General features: G+C 60.7%; 15 protein-coding genes. 11 read left to right on the top strand and 4 right to left on the bottom strand.

From position 1 onward, the window contains the following. The first annotated feature begins 40 nt into the window (after positions 1 to 40). The 9 genes from aroK (at position 41) to BF99_RS0113580 (ending at position 10,440) form a co-directional block, all read left to right on the top strand. Positions 41 to 592 carry a shikimate kinase AroK gene (aroK, locus tag BF99_RS0113630; protein WP_025771339.1) on the top strand — a complete coding sequence of 184 codons (552 nt, stop codon included), beginning with the start codon at positions 41 to 43 and terminating at the stop codon, positions 590 to 592. After that, positions 589 to 1,695, top strand: coding sequence for a 3-dehydroquinate synthase (gene aroB, locus BF99_RS0113625; protein ID WP_025771338.1), 1,107 nt, complete (start codon positions 589 to 591; stop codon positions 1,693 to 1,695). The genes aroK and aroB overlap by 4 nt, the downstream gene beginning before the upstream one ends. 537 nt (positions 1,696 to 2,232) lie before the next feature. After that, the gene (gene hemE / locus BF99_RS0113615; protein ID WP_373604459.1) at positions 2,233 to 3,291 is read left to right on the top strand and encodes a uroporphyrinogen decarboxylase; all 1,059 of its coding nucleotides are present in this window, start codon (positions 2,233 to 2,235) and stop codon (positions 3,289 to 3,291) included. Then, complete coding sequence (locus BF99_RS0113610; RefSeq protein WP_197019151.1) at positions 3,288 to 4,208, top strand: DUF368 domain-containing protein; 921 nt, start codon at positions 3,288 to 3,290, stop codon at positions 4,206 to 4,208. Before hemE ends, BF99_RS0113610 begins: the two co-directional genes overlap by 4 nt. 98 nt (positions 4,209 to 4,306) lie before the next feature. After that, the gene (mutM, locus tag BF99_RS0113605) at positions 4,307 to 5,122 is read left to right on the top strand and encodes a bifunctional DNA-formamidopyrimidine glycosylase/DNA-(apurinic or apyrimidinic site) lyase (RefSeq protein WP_025771333.1); all 816 of its coding nucleotides are present in this window, start codon (positions 4,307 to 4,309) and stop codon (positions 5,120 to 5,122) included. Continuing rightward, complete coding sequence (locus BF99_RS23025; RefSeq protein WP_197019150.1) at positions 5,119 to 5,292, top strand: hypothetical protein; 174 nt, start codon at positions 5,119 to 5,121, stop codon at positions 5,290 to 5,292. The genes mutM and BF99_RS23025 overlap by 4 nt, the downstream gene beginning before the upstream one ends. Positions 5,293 to 5,370: 78 nt before the next feature. Continuing rightward, positions 5,371 to 6,396 carry a TAXI family TRAP transporter solute-binding subunit gene (locus tag BF99_RS0113595; protein ID WP_197019149.1) on the top strand — a complete coding sequence of 342 codons (1,026 nt, stop codon included), beginning with the start codon at positions 5,371 to 5,373 and terminating at the stop codon, positions 6,394 to 6,396. 184 nt (positions 6,397 to 6,580) lie between these two features. Then, positions 6,581 to 8,893, top strand: coding sequence for a TRAP transporter permease (locus BF99_RS0113585; protein WP_025771331.1), 2,313 nt, complete (start codon positions 6,581 to 6,583; stop codon positions 8,891 to 8,893). Continuing rightward, positions 8,890 to 10,440: a trimethylamine methyltransferase family protein gene (locus BF99_RS0113580; protein ID WP_025771330.1), complete on the top strand. Its 1,551-nt coding sequence runs from the start codon at positions 8,890 to 8,892 to the stop codon at positions 10,438 to 10,440. Before BF99_RS0113585 ends, BF99_RS0113580 begins: the two co-directional genes overlap by 4 nt. Positions 10,441 to 10,646: 206 nt before the next feature. On the opposite strand, the gene BF99_RS20990 is transcribed toward BF99_RS0113580, so the two are convergent. The 4 genes from BF99_RS20990 to BF99_RS0113545 all read right to left on the bottom strand — a co-directional run bounded on the left by BF99_RS20990 (position 10,647) and on the right by BF99_RS0113545 (position 16,540). After that, a complete protein-coding gene (locus BF99_RS20990) occupies positions 10,647 to 11,771 on the bottom strand; it encodes a WD40/YVTN/BNR-like repeat-containing protein (RefSeq protein WP_038098405.1) in 1,125 nt (374 codons plus the stop codon). Positions 11,772 to 11,835: 64 nt separating this feature from the next. Continuing rightward, on the bottom strand, positions 11,836 to 13,221 hold the full coding sequence (locus tag BF99_RS0113570; protein ID WP_025771329.1) for an MFS transporter: 1,386 nt from the start codon (positions 13,219 to 13,221) through the stop codon (positions 11,836 to 11,838). Positions 13,222 to 13,244: 23 nt separating this feature from the next. Next, positions 13,245 to 14,924, bottom strand: coding sequence for a thiamine pyrophosphate-binding protein (locus BF99_RS0113565; RefSeq protein WP_025771328.1), 1,680 nt, complete (start codon positions 14,922 to 14,924; stop codon positions 13,245 to 13,247). Between the two features lie 854 nt (positions 14,925 to 15,778). Continuing rightward, positions 15,779 to 16,540: an SDR family NAD(P)-dependent oxidoreductase gene (locus BF99_RS0113545; RefSeq protein ID WP_025771324.1), complete on the bottom strand. Its 762-nt coding sequence runs from the start codon at positions 16,538 to 16,540 to the stop codon at positions 15,779 to 15,781. Positions 16,541 to 16,763: 223 nt separating this feature from the next. Here BF99_RS0113545 and BF99_RS0113535 point away from each other — a divergent pair, with 223 nt between their 5' ends. Together BF99_RS0113535 and BF99_RS0113525 are read left to right on the top strand one after the other, a co-directional pair. Next, positions 16,764 to 17,204: a hypothetical protein gene (locus BF99_RS0113535; protein ID WP_025771322.1), complete on the top strand. Its 441-nt coding sequence runs from the start codon at positions 16,764 to 16,766 to the stop codon at positions 17,202 to 17,204. A 219-nt stretch (positions 17,205 to 17,423) separates the two neighbouring features. Next, complete coding sequence (locus BF99_RS0113525; protein ID WP_025771318.1) at positions 17,424 to 18,680, top strand: competence/damage-inducible protein A; 1,257 nt, start codon at positions 17,424 to 17,426, stop codon at positions 18,678 to 18,680. Positions 18,681 to 19,105: the final 425 nt, after the last annotated feature.

The following is a 19,105-nucleotide window of genomic DNA, read 5'->3' as shown; positions in this document are numbered from 1 at the left end:
TATCCTGCAATCATCGTTTTTGCCGCCAAGGATCGATATCGTGTCCCCATCGTCCAATATTTTTCTGGTAGGTCCGATGGGGGCGGGCAAAAGCACCGTCGGTCGCCGCCTCGCCTCGGCGCTGGACAAGGAATTCGTCGATGCCGATCAGGAGATCGAGCGCCGCACCGGGGTCGGTATCCCCGTCATCTTCGAACTCGAAGGGGAGGCGGGGTTTCGCAAGCGGGAGGAGGCTTTGCTCGCCGAGCTGGTGATGCGCGAAAATATCGTGCTCGCCACCGGCGGGGGCGCGGTGCTTTCATCGCACAACCGGAAGCGGTTGAAGGAGCGAGGATTCGTGGTTCATCTCACGGCTTCCATCGGCCTCCTCGTGGAGCGCACGTCCCGAGATCGTCAGCGGCCGTTGATGCAAACCGACGATCCGCCGGCGACCATGCGGGCTTTGATGGAAAAGCGCGCTCCGCTCTACCTCGAATGCGCCGATCTGACCGTGAATTCCACCCGACGCTCGAGTCGACTCGTGGTCGATGCGATCGTATCGGTCATCGAATCGGGGTCTTGTAGAAATAGAACGGGAGTCAATATCAGGTGAAGCGGACCATCGAAATAGGGCTCGGCGAGCGCAGCTATCCGATCCATGTCGGGCGCGGGATTTTGGGCGATCCCTCATCGCTCGCCCCCCATGTCGCCGGGCGGCAGGTCTTCGTGATCAGCGACGAGAATGTCGCCGACCTTTACCTTCATTCCCTCGAGAGAGCCCTCGAGGGGAGTCGGGGGGTGGACAGCCATATCATCCGCAGCGGCGAGCGCTCCAAGACTTTGGAGGAACTCACCTCCATCTTGCAAGCCCTTGCCGCATGCCGCCTCGGCCGCGACGGGGTCGTCGTGGCCTTGGGCGGCGGAGTGGTCGGAGATATCGCGGGATTCGCCGCCGCTACCTATCAGCGCGGAGTGGACTTCGTGCAAATCCCCACCACCTTGCTCGCCCAAGTCGATTCCTCGGTCGGGGGGAAAACCGGGGTCAATCTTCCGGTGGGCAAGAACCTCGTCGGCGCATTCCATCAGCCTCGTTGTGTGGTGATCGATACGAAGACCTTGGCCACCTTGGCACCGCGCGAGATGCGAGCGGGTTTTGCCGAGGTCGTCAAATACGGTCTGATCGGGGATGCGGATTTCTTCGTATGGTTGGAAGGCAATGTCGATGCCCTGCTGGCCCTCGACGACCAGGCGATCGCGCATGCGGTCATCCGATCGTGCGAGGAAAAAGCAAAAGCGGTGATGGCCGATGAACGCGAGATCGGTCAGCGGGCACTGCTCAATCTGGGGCATACCTTCGGTCATGCGATCGAGGCCGGAGCCGGCTATGGCCGGTGGTTGCACGGGGAGGCGGTGGCGGTCGGGATCATCCTTGCCGCTCGCCTTTCCGAGCGAGAAGGCGGGCTCGAGGCGATGGACTGCCGGCGGATCGAGGCCCTCTTCGAAAAAGCGAATCTTCCCTTGCACCTTCCGACGAATCTCTCACCCGAGCGCATGCTGGAGCTGATGTCGTTGGATAAAAAGAACCGGGAAGGAAAAATGCGGCTGATCTTGCTGCGTCGCATCGGCGAAGCGGTGGTCAGCGCCGACTTCGACCCATCTTCCTTGCGAAAAACGCTGGTCGCCGCTGCCGCCGCCGCCCGAGATCCGGACTTTTGATCCATCGACCCGCGCTCGAATCGTTTTATCGACGAATCTCTTTTGGGTTCTTTCGTAAACACATCCGATTCAAGGGCGGATGCTCGGATCGTGCAAGATCGAGACGATGTCGATAACCTCGATCGGAAACGATGCCGGTTGTGGATATAAAATCCGGTGAAGCAATCGAATCACGGAAAATCGGATCGGTTGAAACTTTCGAAAAAGACAGGCGATCTTAAAAACGATACCGATGGATATCTTTATATTCGATTCCCGATCGATCGAAGCGAAGAGGGTTTTATCTCGATCGTGAGCGATGTGATGTCGATGGCCGATATCGCGCAGGTGATTGAGGTTGTCGTTTTCGTCGATGGGCACCGGCTGATGCGATACTTTCTCCGGTAGATAGGGCTTTCGCTTCTTGTTCGCGCAAGAACCGCAGGATAAGCGGTCTATATTTTTGGCCCGAGATCGACTTCCCCGATGGGGTCGGTTCGATGTCGCAGGGTGTCTTCGTTCGCTGATACAAGGAATGCAAACGATGGGTGAGCGGTGGTGAACGATCGGCTTTTGCGGGCGTTGGCGAGGCAGGCGGTGGACCGCACTCCGGTGTGGTTGATGCGTCAGGCCGGTCGTTATTTGCCGGAATATCGGGAAACCCGCAGGCAAGCGGGGAGTTTTTTGGCGCTGTGCAGCACTCCGGATCTGGCGTGCGAGGTCACCTTGCAGCCGCTTCGTCGTTATGACTTGGATGCCGCCATCCTCTTTTCCGATATTTTGACCATCCCGTGGGCGATGGGTCTGGGCTTGGAATTCGTCGAGGGCGAGGGGCCGCAATTTCGACATCCGGTGAGAACGAGGGCGGATATCGAGCGCTTGGGGGTCCCGGATCCGGAGGACGATCTCGGCTTCGTGATGGAGGCGGTCCGTACCATTCGGCGCGAGGTCGATGGTCGGTGGCCGTTGATCGGCTTTGCCGGGAGTCCGTGGACCCTGGCCACCTATATGATCGAGGGTCGGGGATCTCGCACCTTCGGCCGCGCCAAGCGTTTGCTGCTCGAAGACCCGGCTTCGATGCATCGGCTTTTGACGACGCTCGCCGATGCCACCATCGAATACTTGCGGGCGCAAGTGCGGGCGGGGGCGCAGGTATTGATGATCTTCGATACGTGGGGAGGGGTGCTCACCACACCCGCATGGCATGCATTTTCGCTCGCCTATATGCGCCGCATCGTCGAAGCCCTGCCAAGGGGATACGAGGGGGATCGAGTGCCGGTGATCCTCTTCACCAAGGCCGGTGAGGGTTGGCTGGAATCGATGGCAACGAGCGGTTGCGATGCCTTGGGGCTGGATTGGAGGACGGATATGGGCGTCGCTCGCGCCCGGGTCGGGGAACGAGTGGCGCTACAGGGCAACCTCGATCCCTCGACATTGCTCGCATCTCCGGCATGCATTCGCAACGAGGTCAAGCGCATCCTCGCCGAATACGGATCGGGGCCGGGGCATGTCTTCAATCTCGGGCACGGCATCACCCCCGATGTGGATCCGGCGCATGTGGGGGCGTGTATCGAGGCGGTGCACGAGCATAGCCCCGCTTGGCATCGGCAAGGATGAAAGCCCTCGGATTGTTCATCAAGGGGGTGTGCATCGGGGCGGCGGATGTGGTGCCGGGAGTGAGCGGCGGCACCATGGCTTTGATCCTCGGTATCTATCCCAGATTGATATCCGCGATCCGATCGTTCGATCTGCGCTTTGCGCGCCACCTTGCAAGCCTTCGGCTGCGGCAGGCAAAAGCCGGTCTCGACCTTGCGTTGTTGCTTCCCGTCGGCGGAGGGATTTTTGCCGCTTGGCTTTTTTTCACCCGTATCGTGCCTTTGCAGGATCTGGTGAGAACCCATACCGTTTTCGTCCATGGCCTTTTCTTCGGGCTGATCGCGGCATCGGCGATCATGCTGCTTCGATCGTTAGGGTCGCTTTCACCGCGCGAATGGGCGTTGTTGTCGGCGGCGGTGTGCATTTGTGCGGGCGGGTTATGGCTCGCACCGACCGAAGTCCCCTTGCCCGCATCGGCGCCGTCTCCTTGGTTGATTGCCTTGGGTGGTTCGCTGGCGGCATCGGCGATGCTCTTGCCGGGAATCTCCGGGGCTTTTATCCTGCTGATTTCGGGCCAATATACGATCGTCTTGGACGGTTTTGCGCGTTTCGATCCGGCCGTTCTCATCCCCTTCGGACTCGGTGCGGGACTGGGGCTTATGGCCTTTTCTCGGGTGATCGCTTGGCTGCTGCATCGGTGGGAGCGCCCCACGATCCTGGTCTTGGTCGGGCTGATGATCGGGGCGTTGCAGGCGGTATGGCCCTTTATCGCTTTTTCGGCGCCGAGTCTTGCATCGAAGGGTGCCGGCGTCGAGCCGACGCCTTCATCGGCGAGCCCTTTGGGTATCGACGATTTTCTGGGTACGGTGGCGCTGATGATCGTCGGCGCCGGGCTGGTTTTTGTCTTGAACGCATTGTCCCGCAAAAGCGGGGCGTGATCTGCCAAATCTTCGAGATGGTTCGAAGAGACGATTCGAAGAGATGACTCGAAGAACCAAGGATCGAGGATCCATCCGATAGCGAGTTAGAAGCCGCGATGCCCGAATTGCCCGAAGTCGAATCGATCCGCCGAAGTCTCGAGCCGGTGATCAAGGGCCGCCGCGTGAGGCAGGTGATCGTTCGCGAGCGTCGTCTTCGCCGGCCGGTGCCATCGGGCCTTGCCAAGCGCTTGGTCGGGAGGGTCTTTTCGGATATTCGTCGGCGCGCCAAATACCTTCTCTTCGAGGTCGATGCCGGCACCTTGCTCGTGCACTTGGGGATGTCCGGCAGTTTGCAGTTCGTCGATGCCGCGATGCCTTGCAAGGCCCATGATCATGTCGATATCGTCCTCGATAACGGCGGCTGCCTGCGCTATCGCGATCCCCGGCGATTCGGTTGCGTGTTATGGATCGGCGGGCCGCCGGAGCGACATCGGCTGCTGGCCGATATCGGCCCCGAGCCCTTGTCCGACGACTTCGACGGGCAATATCTTCGAACGCGCCTGTATCGCAGGCGCGCTCCGATCAAGAGCCTGTTGATGGATGCCCGTATCGTGGCCGGCATCGGCAATATCTACGCCAACGAGGCCTTGTTCATCGCCGGGATATCGCCATTTCGAGCCGGTGGGCGCATATCGAAGGCGCGCCTGGATCGGCTGGTGGATGCCATCCGCGAGGTGTTGCGAGCGGCGATCGAGGCCGGGGGAACGACCTTGCGCGATCACGCCTTGGCCGACGGGTCGAGCGGCGCCTATATCGAGCGATTGGGGGTCTACGGGCGCAAGGGTGCCCCCTGTTCTCGCTGCGGGGCCTTGATCGCGATGCGGATCATCGCCCAGCGAAGTAGTTATCATTGCCGTCGATGTCAAAGATGATCGTCAGCGATCGTGTATCGCGCGATCGTGCTGCCAAGTCGAGGCGGAATTTCGAGACGGAATTACGAGACGGAATTTCGAGACAGAATTACGAGACGGATCTCGAAGCGGAACTCGCTCGGGTATCGGGGATGGAAATCCCCCCGTCGTCGGGATCGAAAAAGCGGTGAATCTCGAAGGAAGATCGCAGCGATATCGAGCGCCGGATCCCCCACCATGACCATAACGAATAAAAAAGGAGGATGGAAATGAAAACGATAACTCGTCGGACAAAGCCGATGATCGTCGGCGCTTTGGCGCTGGTGGCGGCCGCCTTTGCGGGGAGCGCCTTCGCCCAGGAAATGACCTTCTTTCGCATCGGAACCGGCTCCGCCGGCGGAACCTATTTTCCGATCGGCGGCATCATCGCCAACGCCATCTCCAACCCGCCGGGTTCGAGGCCTTGCGACAAGGGCGGCAACTGCGGAGTTCCCGGGTTGGTCGCCATCGCTCAGTCCACCAATGCCTCGGCGCATAACGTCACCGCCATCCAAGCCGGTCAAATGGAAGCCGGTCTGTCGGGAGCGGCGACCCTTCACTTCGCCTACCACGGGGTCGGCAAATTCGAAGGGGAGAAAAAGGCGAAGTTGCGGGTGATCGCCAACCTCTTTCCCGAGGATCTGCACTTGGTGCTCCCCAAAGGAGGATCGCTCGAGAATCTGACCGATCTGAAGGGCAAGCGCGTGGGTATCGCCCAAGCGGGCTCCGGCACCCAGATCGCGGTGGAGTTGATCCTCGCCGATCACGGAGTCAATCGAGGCAATATCGACGAGGCGGAACTCAACAATTCCCAATCGGCCGAGCGTTTGGCGGACGGCCAGCTCGATGCTTATTTTTATGCCGCCGGTACGCCGGTTGCGGCCATGATCCAGCTGGATTCCACCAAGGGCATGGAGCTCTACAGCTTCAGCGAGGACGAGGTGATGCGGGCCAACAAGGCCGTTCCCTACTACATCCCCTCGACGATCCCCGCCGGCACCTATCCCGGGGTCGGCTACGATGTCGATACCGTGGCGGTATCGGGCATCATGGTGACCAGCATCGATCAGCCGGAGGAGTTGATCTACGGGATCACGAAGGCGATGTGGTCGGATACCGCGCGCAAGCTGCTCGATAACGGCCATGCCAAGGGCAAGGTGATCACCCTCGAGACCGCATTGGATGGAATCGAGGGTATCGGGGTGCCCCTGCATCCCGGGGCCGAACGCTTCTACAAAGAAGTCGGCATGCTTTGATCGGGCGAGCCGAAAAGGTGGGGCGGACAATGCGAGGACGGGTCGATCGGATCCGTCCTCGTCCTCCTTCCGCGGGTTTTTCGATCCCTTGCGATCATCGGATGCATCGCATCCATCGCATCGAACCCGCCTTTTCCGAAGCCCTTCGGTCGCCTCGGGCTTGATTCGTAGGATTTGAACGCCGGTGTCGGCAAGCGCTTTCGAGGATCGCTCGCCCGGGAGCGAAGCCGGGGATCGGCGCCTTGATATCGCGGCCGCCGAAAGGCTCGAGCGCAAATACGACAGCGCCCTTAACTTGCGCGAGACGGGTCCGCGCATCCAAGCCTTTCTTTATTGGTTCGCGATCGCCTTCGCCCTTTATCACTATCTGGGCGCAGGCCTCGGACTGCCCGTCGATTATTGGCATATGGGACTGCATCTGGCCGGTCTGTTCATCCTTATCTTGATATCGTTTCCGGGACGGCGGCATCTCGATGGTTTGCGGGCCAAGCCCGATGGCCGGTGGCGCCGGGGCAATATCCCCTTCCATGATTGGATCCTGATCGTCCTCGGGGTCGCCGGGGCTTTGCATCTGGGGATATCGTGGCGCGGTTGGGATTTCGAGATCTTCGGGCTGGCCTTCGAACTCAAAGAACAGGCCTTGAGGCAGGGCGATCCCGCCGATATCGATATCTTCTTCGGCACCGTCATCATCGTGCTCGCCCTCGAAATCGCCCGCCGTTCGTTGGGGTGGATCCTGCCCGCCATCATCTTGGTATTCGTCGCCTACGCCCTGATGGGTCCGCATATACCGGTGCAGATCCTGCAGCACCCCGGAGTCGATTGGCGTCAGTTCGTCAACAACATGTATTTCCCGCAGGAGGGGATTTTCGGAGTCACCTTATGGGTGGTCTCGACCATCGTCTTTCATTTCGTGCTCTTCGGGGTGATCGCGCAGCGCATGGGATTGGGTCAGTTTTTCATCGATAACGCGATGATCCTGGCCGGGCGCTATACCGGCGGACCGGCCAAGGTCTCGGTGATTTCATCGGCTTTTTTCGGCACCATCTCCGGCTCCTCGATCGCCAATACCGTTTCCACGGGCTCGTTGACCATTCCCAATATGAAGCGGATGGGATATCCCGGGCACTTCGCCGGCGGGGTCGAGGCGGCCTCATCGGCCGGCGGTCAGATCACGCCGCCGATCATGGGGGCGGCGGCGTTCATCATGGCCGAGTTCTTGGAAGTGCCCTATACCACTATCGTTCTCGCCGCCGTGGTGCCTGCGCTGATGCATTACGTAGGGGTGATCACCATCGTCCATTTCACGGCCCGTCGGCTGGGGCTTGCAGGCTACGCCAAGGATCGTCTGCCGCGTTTTCGGGCGGTCTGGCGCGAGGGTTGGCCGACGGTATTGCCGTTGGTCGCCCTGATCCATGTTCTTTTTTCCGGCTATACGCCCTATATGGCGGCATTCGTCGGGATCTCTTTATGCATCATCACCGGATTTTCGAGTCTTTCGCGTCCCATCACCTTGTTCTTGCCCGCGCTTTTTCTGCTCTTCGTCCTCGCAAAGTTTCTCGAAGGGACCTTTTCCATCACGCTGCTCATTTTGCTCGTCGGGTGCACCGTCGTGGGGGCTTTGAATCCTCGCAAGCGTCAAAGCATCCAAGCGCTCTTGGACAGCGTGCGCACCGGGGTGCAGTACGCCCTGGCGGTGGGGGCGGCGGCGACCGCGGTGGGGATGGTGGTCGGGGTCATCAATACCACCGGGGTGGGTTTTCGCTTGGGCTTCATGGTGACCAACGGGGCGGCCCAGCTGGCCGATCTATTGCTACCGTTGCTTGCTTGGACCCCGGGCGAGATGTTCACGCAAGGGTCGATCCAGCTCTTTCTTTCCCTTTGCTTCGTCGCTTTGGCCTGCATTTTGATGGGAGCGGGGTTGCCGACGACGGCTCTGTATATCATGCTGGTATCCGTCGCCCAACCCGCCCTTGCACAGTTGGGGATCCCGCCCTTGGCCAGCCACATGTTCGTGCTTTACTACGGGGTCATTTCCGAGATCACCCCGCCGGTATGCGCCTCGGCTTATGCCGCGGCGGGGATCGCCGGGGCCAATCCTTTTCGCACCGGGATATCCGCTTTCACCTTGGGGCTCGGCAAGCTGATCGTGCCGATGGTGTTCGTTTATGCCCCGGTGATGCTGATCGTCTTGCCGGAGTATTTCTCTTGGGGGGCGTTTTTGCAGGTATCGCTGACCTGCGCGTTCGGAATTTTCATCATCGCCACCGCAGTGGCGGGATACTTCGTGCACGAAATGGGGGCGCCGGCCCGCTTGCTGGCCCTGCTTTGCGGGTTGCTGCTGGTGGCTCCCGGAACCGAGTCGGATATCATCGGCGCGCTGCTATGGGCGTCGGCGATCGCCTTGCAGACGCTGCGCCGACGCGCTTTCGAAAAACGAACGATATCGATGGCCGAAGGTGCGGATCGTCCTGACGAGAAAGGAGGAAGGGGATGAGCGAGGCTTTGGAAAACACCCGCCGTATGGGCGGGCGGGAGGCCCGACGTCGTTTGCGGGCGGCGCCGGTGCCGCAAGAGGATCGCGCGGTGCAGCCGGGTTTGTCGGGAGGGGGCTATCGACCCTTGAGCGCAAGCGATATCCGGCAGATCCACGAGGCGACGCTCGAAGTATTGGAAACGATCGGATTATCCGATGCCATCCCCAGTTGCATCGAAGCGGTCATCGCCGCCGGGGGGTCGCTGAACGCCGAGGGGCGGTTGCTTTTTCCGCGCGCCTTGGTCGAAGATACGATCGCCAAAGCCGCCAGAGATATCGTGCTTTGCGGGCAAGATCCTCGGCACGATATGGAACTTCGCTCCGAGCGGATCTATTTCGGTACCGCAGGGGCGGCGGTGCATATCGTCGATCCTCGTACCCGCGAATACCGCGAATCCACCTTGGCGGATCTCTACGATATCGCCCGCCTCGTGGATCGCTTGGAACATATCCATTTCATGCAGCGCTCGATCGTCTGTCGCGATCTCGTGGCCCCGCGCGATCTCGATCTCAATACGTGCTATGCCTCGATCCGGGGGACGTCGAAGCATGTCGGGACCAGCTGGGTCGAACCGAGTCATGTCGATGAATCGTTGGAGATGCTGCATATCGTCGCCGGGAGCGAGGCGCTGTGGCGGGCGCGCCCCTTCGTCAGCATGTCGAGTTGTTTCGTGGTGCCTCCCCTTCGCTTCGCCCAAGACGCCTGTCGCTGCCTCGAGGCGGGGGTGCGCGGCGGAATGCCGGTACTGCTGTTGGCCGCCGGCCAAGCGGGGGCGACCAGTCCGGCGGCGCTGGCCGGGGCCGTGGTTCAGGAGATGGCGGAGGTCTTGGCCGGATTGGTCTATGTCAACGCCATCGTCCCCGGTCATCCCGCGATATTGGGTCCTTGGCCCTTTGTATCGGACCTGCGCACCGGGGCGATGAGCGGCGGGAGCGGCGAGCAGGCGGTGCTGATGGCCGCCTGCGGGCAAATGGGTCGTTTTTACGATCTGCCCACGGGGATCGCCGCCGGTATGGCGGATTCCAAACTGCCCGATGCCCAAGCGGGTTATGAAAAGGGCTATACCACGGCGCTCGCCGGGCACTGCGGGGCCAATCTGGTCTACGAATCGGCGGGGATGCTGAGCAGCCTGCTCGGGGCATGTCTGGAGAGTTTCGTCATCGACAACGACATGCTCGGGGCCGTGAATCGGACGGTGCGAGGGGTGGATGTGGATGCGCAAAGCCTGTCCATCGAGGCCATGCGGGAAGTGTGCATCGGGGGACCGTGCCATTTTCTCGGGCATCACCAGACGCTGGATCGGATGCAGCGCGATTATGTCTATCCCGAAGTCGGCGATCGTTCCAGCCCCAAGGAATGGGGCGAGCAGGGTTCGAGCGATATCGTCGAGCGCGCGACGCTTCGCATCGAGGAACTATTGAAAAGCCATCCCGAGCATATCTCGCCGGAGGTCGATGCGCAGGTTAGGGCACGCTTCGACATTCGCTTGCCGGTGCCCGGGGCTTGATCCCGCCATCGATTGCAAGCGGACGATGAGGGCAGAGTCGGGTCGGGGTCGCTTTTCGATAATTCGATCGAAAGCAAGACGTCTTAAAGCAAGACGTCTTGGAAAAGCAAGATGCGATCGAAATCGATGCGAGCCCGAGACCCGGATCCTTCGCCGATCCCTTCGGCGTCATCGATCTCGGCTCGTCGGATCCCGCTCCCCGCTTTTCAGGTGGCCTCGATGCACCTCACCGCCGGCAGGTGGCTTGCGATCTCCCTCCACGAATCGCCCTCGTCGAAGCTTGCGAAAACCGAGCCGCTTCCGGTTCCGAAATAGAGCCCCGGATCGAGATGGCGGTCGCAGGACATCGCTTGGCGCAGCACCGTGAAATAGCAATCCCGGTCGGGTAGCCCTTCGCCCCGAGGGGACCAACTTTGACCGCCGTCGACGGATTTCCATACCGCCGCTCGAGCATCCGGCGGATAGCGTTCCCAATCGCTCTTTAGCGGGAAGGTCCAAAGGGTATCGGGCTTTTCGGGGTGCACTTCGATGGGGAAGCCGAAGGTCGAGGGGAGTCCGTGGCCGATCTCGCTCCAGCTGCGAGCCCCGTCCCGGCTGATGAAAACCCCTTGGTGGTTTTGTTGGTAAAGAACTTCTTCGCCCTCGTCGGTCGAGGCCATCGCCAGATTGTGGACGCAAGGACCGATATCGCTCGGGCCGGATCCGATGTTGGAGCGACGATTGCGCATCTCCCAACCGATCCCGCCGTCTTCCGAGGCGAATACCCCCACCGCCGACATGCCGATCCATATCCGGCGGGCATCATCGCCCGCCGAAACGATGGTGTGGGGGATCAGCCCGGCATAGCCCCCTTCCCATTCATCGCTGCCCGGTTGTCGGGAGAAGGATTCCACCAAGGCGAAGTTTTCGCCTCGGTCGTCGCTGCGATAGAGCTTGCCCGGCTTTCCCCCGGCGAACAGACGCTCGCCGACCGGTGCCACCGACCACATCGCCGTGACCTCGCCGTTATGGGGGGCGATTTCGGGCGGCGGGATATTGTTTTCCTCGGCGAAGTCGGGGTCATCGAGCATGAATCGATCGAAGTTGCCGTTCGAGAGTTTCGATAGCCGCCACAGGCGTCCTTCATCGCTCGATCGCCAAACCCCGGCTCCGAAATCATCGCTGCCGCCTGCGGCCCAGACCATCTCCCTTTCAACGCTTGCATGGATATCGTTGATCGGCCAAAGATCGCAAAGGGGAGCCGAGATGGAAAAAGCCTCCCTCGGTCCATCGGCTTCGAGGATGAACAAACCCTTGCCGGTGCCGACGAAGACCCTTCTTTTTCTTTCCATCGATCCTTCCCTCTTCGGGCTTCGAAGGTCCGCGCCCCCTCGTTCGGTGCGCGCCGAAAGACCCTTATCCCACTCCCTCCACCCGTGGTTGGGGGGTGGCCGCGGGGATCGCTTCGCTCGATTCTTCCACCGCCTCGTCGCTGTTTCGATCCGTGCTCGCATCCGGTGTCGGCTCCGGCTCGACCGCCTCCATGGCCGCAGCGGCTTGGGCGATCGGAGAGGTGCGCAGGTTCACCGCTTGGTATTGACGTTGCTGATCCATCGGCACCGAATCCCGACGCAGCATCCGGAAGAGCCCATAGCCGCCGATGGAGATATGAACGAGCACCAAGACCAGGAAAAATCCCGATGGACCGACCACGCTCATCGTTACCGAGGTCAAAGGAGCGCCGATGATCAAGCCGAATCCCCCCACCAACACCAAGGTGGCGCTGGCTCCGACCATCTGACGCCGGGTGAGATGATCGTTGGTATGCGCCCCGCACAAAGAATAAAGCGGCAAGGATATCCCGCCCACGAAGAAGCAGGTAATCAGCAGCGCGGTATAGGACATGGGGCCGAATACTCCCTCGGCGATCATCCCCGCGATCAGCGTCGCCACCGCCGCGCCCAAGGCGCAGCCGACGATCACCTTGCGTCGGTCGAAATAATCCGAGAGCCGGCCCACGGGCCATTGCATCACCAGCCCCCCGAGCAGGAAAGAGGCGACGAACATGGAGATCAGATCCGCTCGGGCGCTCGAAAAGACTTGGGCGCCGTAGACCGGCCCCATGCCGAAAACTCCGGCTTGAACGATGCCGACGAAAAAAGCCCCCACCACCCCCAAAGGCGAGGAGTGAAAGAGTTTCTTGATCTCGTCGAAGAGTTTCCCGATATCGAAGTGTTCCGGCCTTCTGAAAAAAGGAACCCGCCCGATGGTCAAGGTGATGGGGATCAAGGCCACGGAAACCAGCACCGAGGCCAGCACGAAGAGTTCGAATCCGATCGGATCCGATACATTGAGCAGCATCTGTCCGCCGAACATGCCACCGGAGACGATGATCATGTAGATCGACAGAAGTTGGCCGCGATTTTGATTGGTGGCGGCGCTGTTGAGCCAGCTCTCGGCCACCACATAAAGACCGGCGTAGCTGAACCCCGACAACAAGCGGATGACGAGCCACGCCCAAGGATCGATGAAGAGCAGGTGAGCGATGGCGGCGGTCGAGGCCAAGGAGGCCAAGGCGGCGAAGACCCGCACATGACCTACATGGGCCACCATTCGCGGCACGGCCACGGAGCCGAAGAGGAAGCCGATGAAATAGCCGGTGACCACCATGCCGAGCAGGTTGATGCTGAAGTCCTCCAAGGATCCGCGCACTCCGATCAGCGTCCCTTGCAAGCCGCCGGCGAGCATGATGAGGGCGATGCCGAAGAAGAGGGACCAGGCTTTGGTGATGGTGGTGGGCATGGGAGGATCCTCCGCGGGCGATATCAATGAGGCGATCCGGTCCCGCGCAGTTGCGAGAGCGAGGCGCGGGTGGTGATCAGTTCGGGATCGATCGGCAGCTCGAGCACGGCGATGCGCCCGGCACCAAGGGCGCGTTCGAAGGCTGCGGGAAAATCCTCGCTTCGCTCCACTCGCTCGGCGAAGGCTCCGAAACTGCGCGCCCAAGCGGTGAAGTCCGGGTTGCTAAGGGAGGTGGCGATCGTTCGCCCGGGGTAGTCCCGCTCCTGGTGCAAGCGGATCGTTCCGTACATGCCGTTATCGACGACGAGGATGACGGGGTCGATGCCATGGTGGATCGCGGTGGCGATCTCCTGTCCGCTCATCAGCGCCCCGCCGTCTCCGCAAAAGCCCACCACCGGCCGGTCGGGAAAGACGAGTCGGGCGCTGATCGCCGCCGGGATGCCGTAGCCCATCGCGCCGCTGGTCGGGCCGATCTGGCTCGGCCAAGCGCGGTAGAGGTAATGCCGCTGCATCCACCCCGAGAAGTTCCCGGCATCCGTGGTGAGGATCGCCTCCGGCGGCAGGCGGTTGCGCAAATAAGCCATCACCTCGCCCATTTGCAGCGCCCCGGGTAGATCCGGGGTCGATTCGAGCGAGGCGAGGTATGCCGCTCGCGCCGAGGCGGTGTGATCGTCCCAAGCGCTAAAGTCCACCGGGGGCATCTCGGCGGCGGCGCTTAGAAATCGATCGGAGGCGGCGCAGATCGCATAAGTCGGCCGATAGACCCTTCCCAACTCTTCGGGGTCGGGGTGGATGTGGATCAGCCGCTGGCGAGGTTCGGGCACCGAGACCAGTTCATAACCGCAGGTGGTGATCTCCCCGAGCCGGGCACCGATCACCAGCAGCAGATCCGCCTCTCGCACGCGCCGGGCAAGGTCGGGATCGGCGGCCGTTCCCAGATCCCCGACATAGCATGGATGACGGTTGTCGAGGCGATCCTGACAGCGAAAAGAGGCCGCCACCGGAATGCGGTTCCCTTCGGCGAATTGCGCCAAATCCTCGCTCGCCTTCGCATTCCAACCGCCCCCTCCGACGATCGCCATCGGGCGCTGCGCCTCGGCGAGCAAGGAGCGCAAAGGGTGCAGATCATCGCTTGCAACCCCGGGTGAGATCGGTCGATAGGCCTTCGTATCGTGGACCGTCGCTTCCTTGCGCAACATGTCCTCCGGCAAGGCGATCGCCACCGGCCCCGGTCTTCCCGAGACGGATTGATGGAAGGCTCTGCTCAGCAATTCCGGAATCCGTGCCGGATCGTCGATTTGCCCCGTCCATTTGCAGATCGGGGCGAGGAATTTGCGGTAATCGATCTCCTGAAAAGCCTCGCGCTCGCTCGCCCCGAGCGCCACCTGACCGATGAAGAGGATCATCGGGGTGGAATCCTGGGCCGCGGTATGCAGGCCGATCGATGCATGGCAGGCTCCGGGTCCCCGGGTCACCATCGCCACTCCGGGACGCCCGGTCGATTTGCCGAAGGCCTCGGCCATATTCGCCGCCCCCGCTTCGTGTCGACAGGTGATGGTGCGGATGGAGCGATGGCTCTCGTGCAGGGCATCGAGCACGGCGAGGTAGCTTTCCCCGGGCACGCAAAACACGGTATCCACGCCGTGGATTGCCAAGGCATCCACCAAGATGCGAGCGCCGGTACGAGGAAGAGGATGGGTCATGGTCGCAACCGTCGGGTCGAGTGGCTTCGATGAGCCGATATTCACGGGCTTTCGGATCCTTACAAAGCCGATTGTGCAGGCCCATCGACGGGGAAAGCCCCGTCGATGGGCGAGCGGCGTTTTTGGCTCGATGAGGATCCGGTCGCCGAAAAATCCGTCGGTGCGAGCGGGCATCGATTTGCGGGCATCGAGGGGATCGATAACCCGTTGGAACAATCCCCGAATGATCCTGATTTTCGGGCGGGAATAGTGGCACGATATTCGCTTTTTCCAAGCCCTTTTTCGATGCTTTCCGAAGCCCGGTACGACATCTTTTTGCGTATAAGCGACTTGGCCGAAGACCCCGATCGAAATGCACTTCGTTTCGGTCGAATCAAGGGGTCCACCGCCGAGGGATCGATGCCTTCGGGGGGCGGGCGAGGCAAGGGACGTCTTCGTTGGAATCGGCGGTTTTTTCGATGATCGGGGCCTTCGTCGAAAAGCCCGCCAAGGGCTTGCACCCTCGTCTATCGCGCGAAGGCGCTTGGCGGCTTTTTCGAAGATGGCACTTCGAAAAACCTCGCTCGCCGGGCTTCGAACACAGGGCTTCGATCAATCGAGCCAAGGACGAACGAGCATCGTTGGATATCGGGGAAGACCCCCTTAATGGCTAATGGCGCAAATAGCGCAAAGAGGAAAGAGCGATACCGAGAACGACGATTCGAAGTCGATCGAGGCGAGTTCGCCCCGGCGTTCATCGAGCGCGCGCAAGGTATCCGGTTGCGCTTTCCTCTTGCGCCTTCCTTCGCCTCGTCGGAGCCTCGATGAACGCGCCCGCTTCGAAGTCTCGCCAAGGAATGCGAATCCTTCTCCGCTTAGACCAATCCGCAGTCCACCGCCAGAGTTTGGCCGCTGATGGCCGGGTGCACCGCCAAAAAGAGCATCGCTTGGGCAATTTCCTCGGGTTGGACGATCCGCTTTAGCATCGTTCTTTCGATCAAGGGCTGCTTGCGTTCGCTCGGCCAAGGTCTCGTCCACGGGGTGTCCACGAGACCGGGGGCGACGGCATTGACCCGGATCTCGGGCCCCAAACCCAAAGCGAGATTGCGGGTCAGGTTGATAAGAGCCGCCTTGCTCGCGCTATAGGCGATGCTCGATCCGCGAACGCCCAAGGGCAGCCCCGCCACCGATGCGGTATTGACGATGGCCCCTTGGCTCCGCTTGAGTTGCGATGAGGCGTGCCGGGCGCAGCGGAAAGGACCGATGAGGTTGGTGGAGAGGATCGTTTGCCAAAAGGCCTCGTCCATCGCCTCCAAGTCCTCGAAAGGGATGGGCTTGGTGGCATTGGCGGTCCCGGCGTTGTTGATCAGGATGTCAAGGCCGCCAAGGGATTCGATCGCCCCTTCGACCATCGATCTAGCCTCTTTTTCCACCGAGACATCGCCGGGGGCGGAGACGATATCGAATCCTTGATCGCAGAGTTCTCGGATCCGCTGTGGCCCTCGAGGATCGTCGGGCAGGTGGTTGAGTGCGACCTTCGCCCCGCAGCCGGCAAAGATCCTGACCGCCTCCAATCCGATGCCGGAGGAAGCGCCGGTGACGAGAACCGCCTTGCCTTCGAGCTTGGTTTGGATCATCGATCTTCTCTCCTTGGGTTGGCGTTCGTATCTTGTCGAATCGCATGCTCGCACTGCCGATGTAGTATCGTCATTGCCATGCGTTATCACCGAGAATCTTTCGAGATCATCGCCGATGCTTCGATGCTCGTCGTTATCTGCAAAGATCGGGGATGGAAATCGATCATGGATTCAATCCGGTGATCCCGTCCATTGTCGATGGAAAGTCGATAGGAGTATCTCGATGAGTGAAAGCAAGCAAAAAAGAAGACCCCATCGTTGGACCCATCGGGATTTTGCCGTGAGTTTGGGGTATTACCTGCTCCACGGAAAAAATGCCACCTCGCTTGAGAATGAAACGGGGATCCGGTTATCCAAAAAGATGGGGATATCGATCAATTCCCTTTCTTTGAGGGTTGCGAATTATATTTCTTGCGATCCGAAAGCCGAATCGAAAGGCCTCAACGGAAGACCCAAGGGCGATGACGGCCAAGGGCATCGAAGATGCCAACCTTGGTTCGATGCCGCCAAATCGTCTTCGGAAGTCGAAAAGGCGTTCGTTCGTCTGACCGAGCATGAGATCGGGCGTTCGGTATTGACGCATGATGATCTCGAGTCGACTATCGAGATCATCGAAAAGAGCGTCAAGATCGAGGGCGGGGTCGATATCGAAGCGATTGGATGAGGTATCTCGTCCTTTTTTCTTCATCGACGAGAGTGCAGGGCGCACCGAGCCGAGATCGGTTTCGGTTCAAGGTGGCGACTCGATGAGTCGTCGAAGTGAAAAAGCGATATCGAAAAATCCTTGCCGAAGATCGGGCAAGATAGGATCGCCCGGGTCGGGGACGGCGGCGGGTTCGAAAGCCTTCGAGCCTAAGAGCTTTGGATAAGGAGCGTCGATGCCATGCGTTGCGAAATCATCGCGGTGGGAACCGAACTTCTGCTCGGCCAGATCGTGGATACCAACTCGTCATGGATCGGCTCGCAGCTTGCGGTGACCGGGATCGATTCGCATTTTCAGGTCAAGGTGGGCGATAACCGGGAGCGCATCGCAAAGACCATCGAGCACGCCCTTTCGCGCAGCGATGCGGTCATTCTTTGCGGGGGACTCGGCCCGACCCAGGACGATATCACGCGCGAGGCGATTGCCGAAGTGATGGGGGTTCGGCTGCTGCGGGACGAGGCGATGGGCGAGCGGATTCGCAAGGGATTCGAAGCGCGCGGGCGCCGTTTCGCAAAGAACAACCTCCGCCAGGCCGAGTATCCCGAGGGCGCCTCTTTCATCCCTCAAATGCCGGGGACCGCCCCCGGGCTTGTCTGCCCCTTCGAGTCCAAGGTGATCTACGCGGTTCCCGGGGTGCCCTCGGAGATGCGCGAGATGGTCAAGGGCACGATCCTTCCCGATTTGGGGCGCCGGGCCGGGGTGCGAGCGGCCATTCGAAGCCGGGTTCTCAAAACTTGGGGCGAAAGCGAATCGCGTTTGGCGGAGTTGCTCGAAGAGCGCATCGACGAGTTGGATGCCGCGGGCAACCCCACCTTGGCCTTCCAAGCGAGCGGCATCGAGGGGTTGAAAGTGCGGATCACCGCCAAGGCTCCCGACGATCCCACCGCCGATGCCCTGATCGAGGCCGAGGAAAGGCGCATCAGGGAGATTGTCGGGGATGCGATTTTCGGCATCGACGAGCAGACCATGGAATCGGTGGTGCTCGATATGCTGCGCAAGAAAGGGCTCGGTTTGGCGGTGGCCGAATCCTTGACCGGCGGGCTCGTCGGGGCTCGTCTGACGGCGATTCCCGGCTCGAGCGATGTTTTCAAAGGTGCGGTGGTCGCCTATGCCGGTGACATCAAGTTCGATCTTCTCGGAGTGCCGCGCGGACCGGTGGTTTCACATCGGGCGGCCAAGGCGATGGCCGCAGGGGTACGCAAGTGTCTCGGTGCGGATATCGGTCTAGCAACCACCGGCGTCGCCGGTCCCGACGAGCAGGAGGGACACCCCCCGGGCACCGTATTCTTGGGATTGAGCCTGGAAGATCGCACCGAAGCCGTGAGGGTTCGGCTTCCGGGCGATCGTCGCCATGTGCGCGAATTTTCCGTCATCACCTTGCTCAATCTACTGCGCTTGCGCATTTCGGGTTCATCGAGGAGCCCGGAATTGCGATAGGCATCTTGGTCGAAGATCGAGGCTTTTTGCGCTCGAAGACCGACGCCCCTCGCGAATAGGCATGAAGTGGGTATCAAGTGTTGCCGATGCGTTCCGACATGCAAACGACCGCTAAGCACTTCGGAGCGCTTGCTTTGCCCCGAGATCGAAAACCCGTTCGCCGGCGAACGATTCGGATATGGACAAATTCTCGTATCGACATGGATTGCCGAGTAAAATGGCGGGCAATCTCCCCGGCCGAGATGTACATGGGCGAAGTCCGGTCATCGAGCTGGTTAGGTATCGTCCACGAGGTCTGACAAGGTCAGTCACCGTCCCTGGAAAGGAGTTGACAACGATGAATTTATCCAACCGAGGCAACAATGGCTTGAATGCTTCGCCAAGGTCGATACCCGAGGTATTGGTGTCGCCTGAATTGACTGCCC

The organism is Thioalkalivibrio sp. HK1 (assembly GCA_000583135.1).
GTDB lineage: Bacteria > Pseudomonadota > Gammaproteobacteria > HK1 > HK1 > HK1.
Note: the sequence above shows the minus strand (reverse complement) of the source record. Positions and strands in the feature narration are given on the sequence as shown.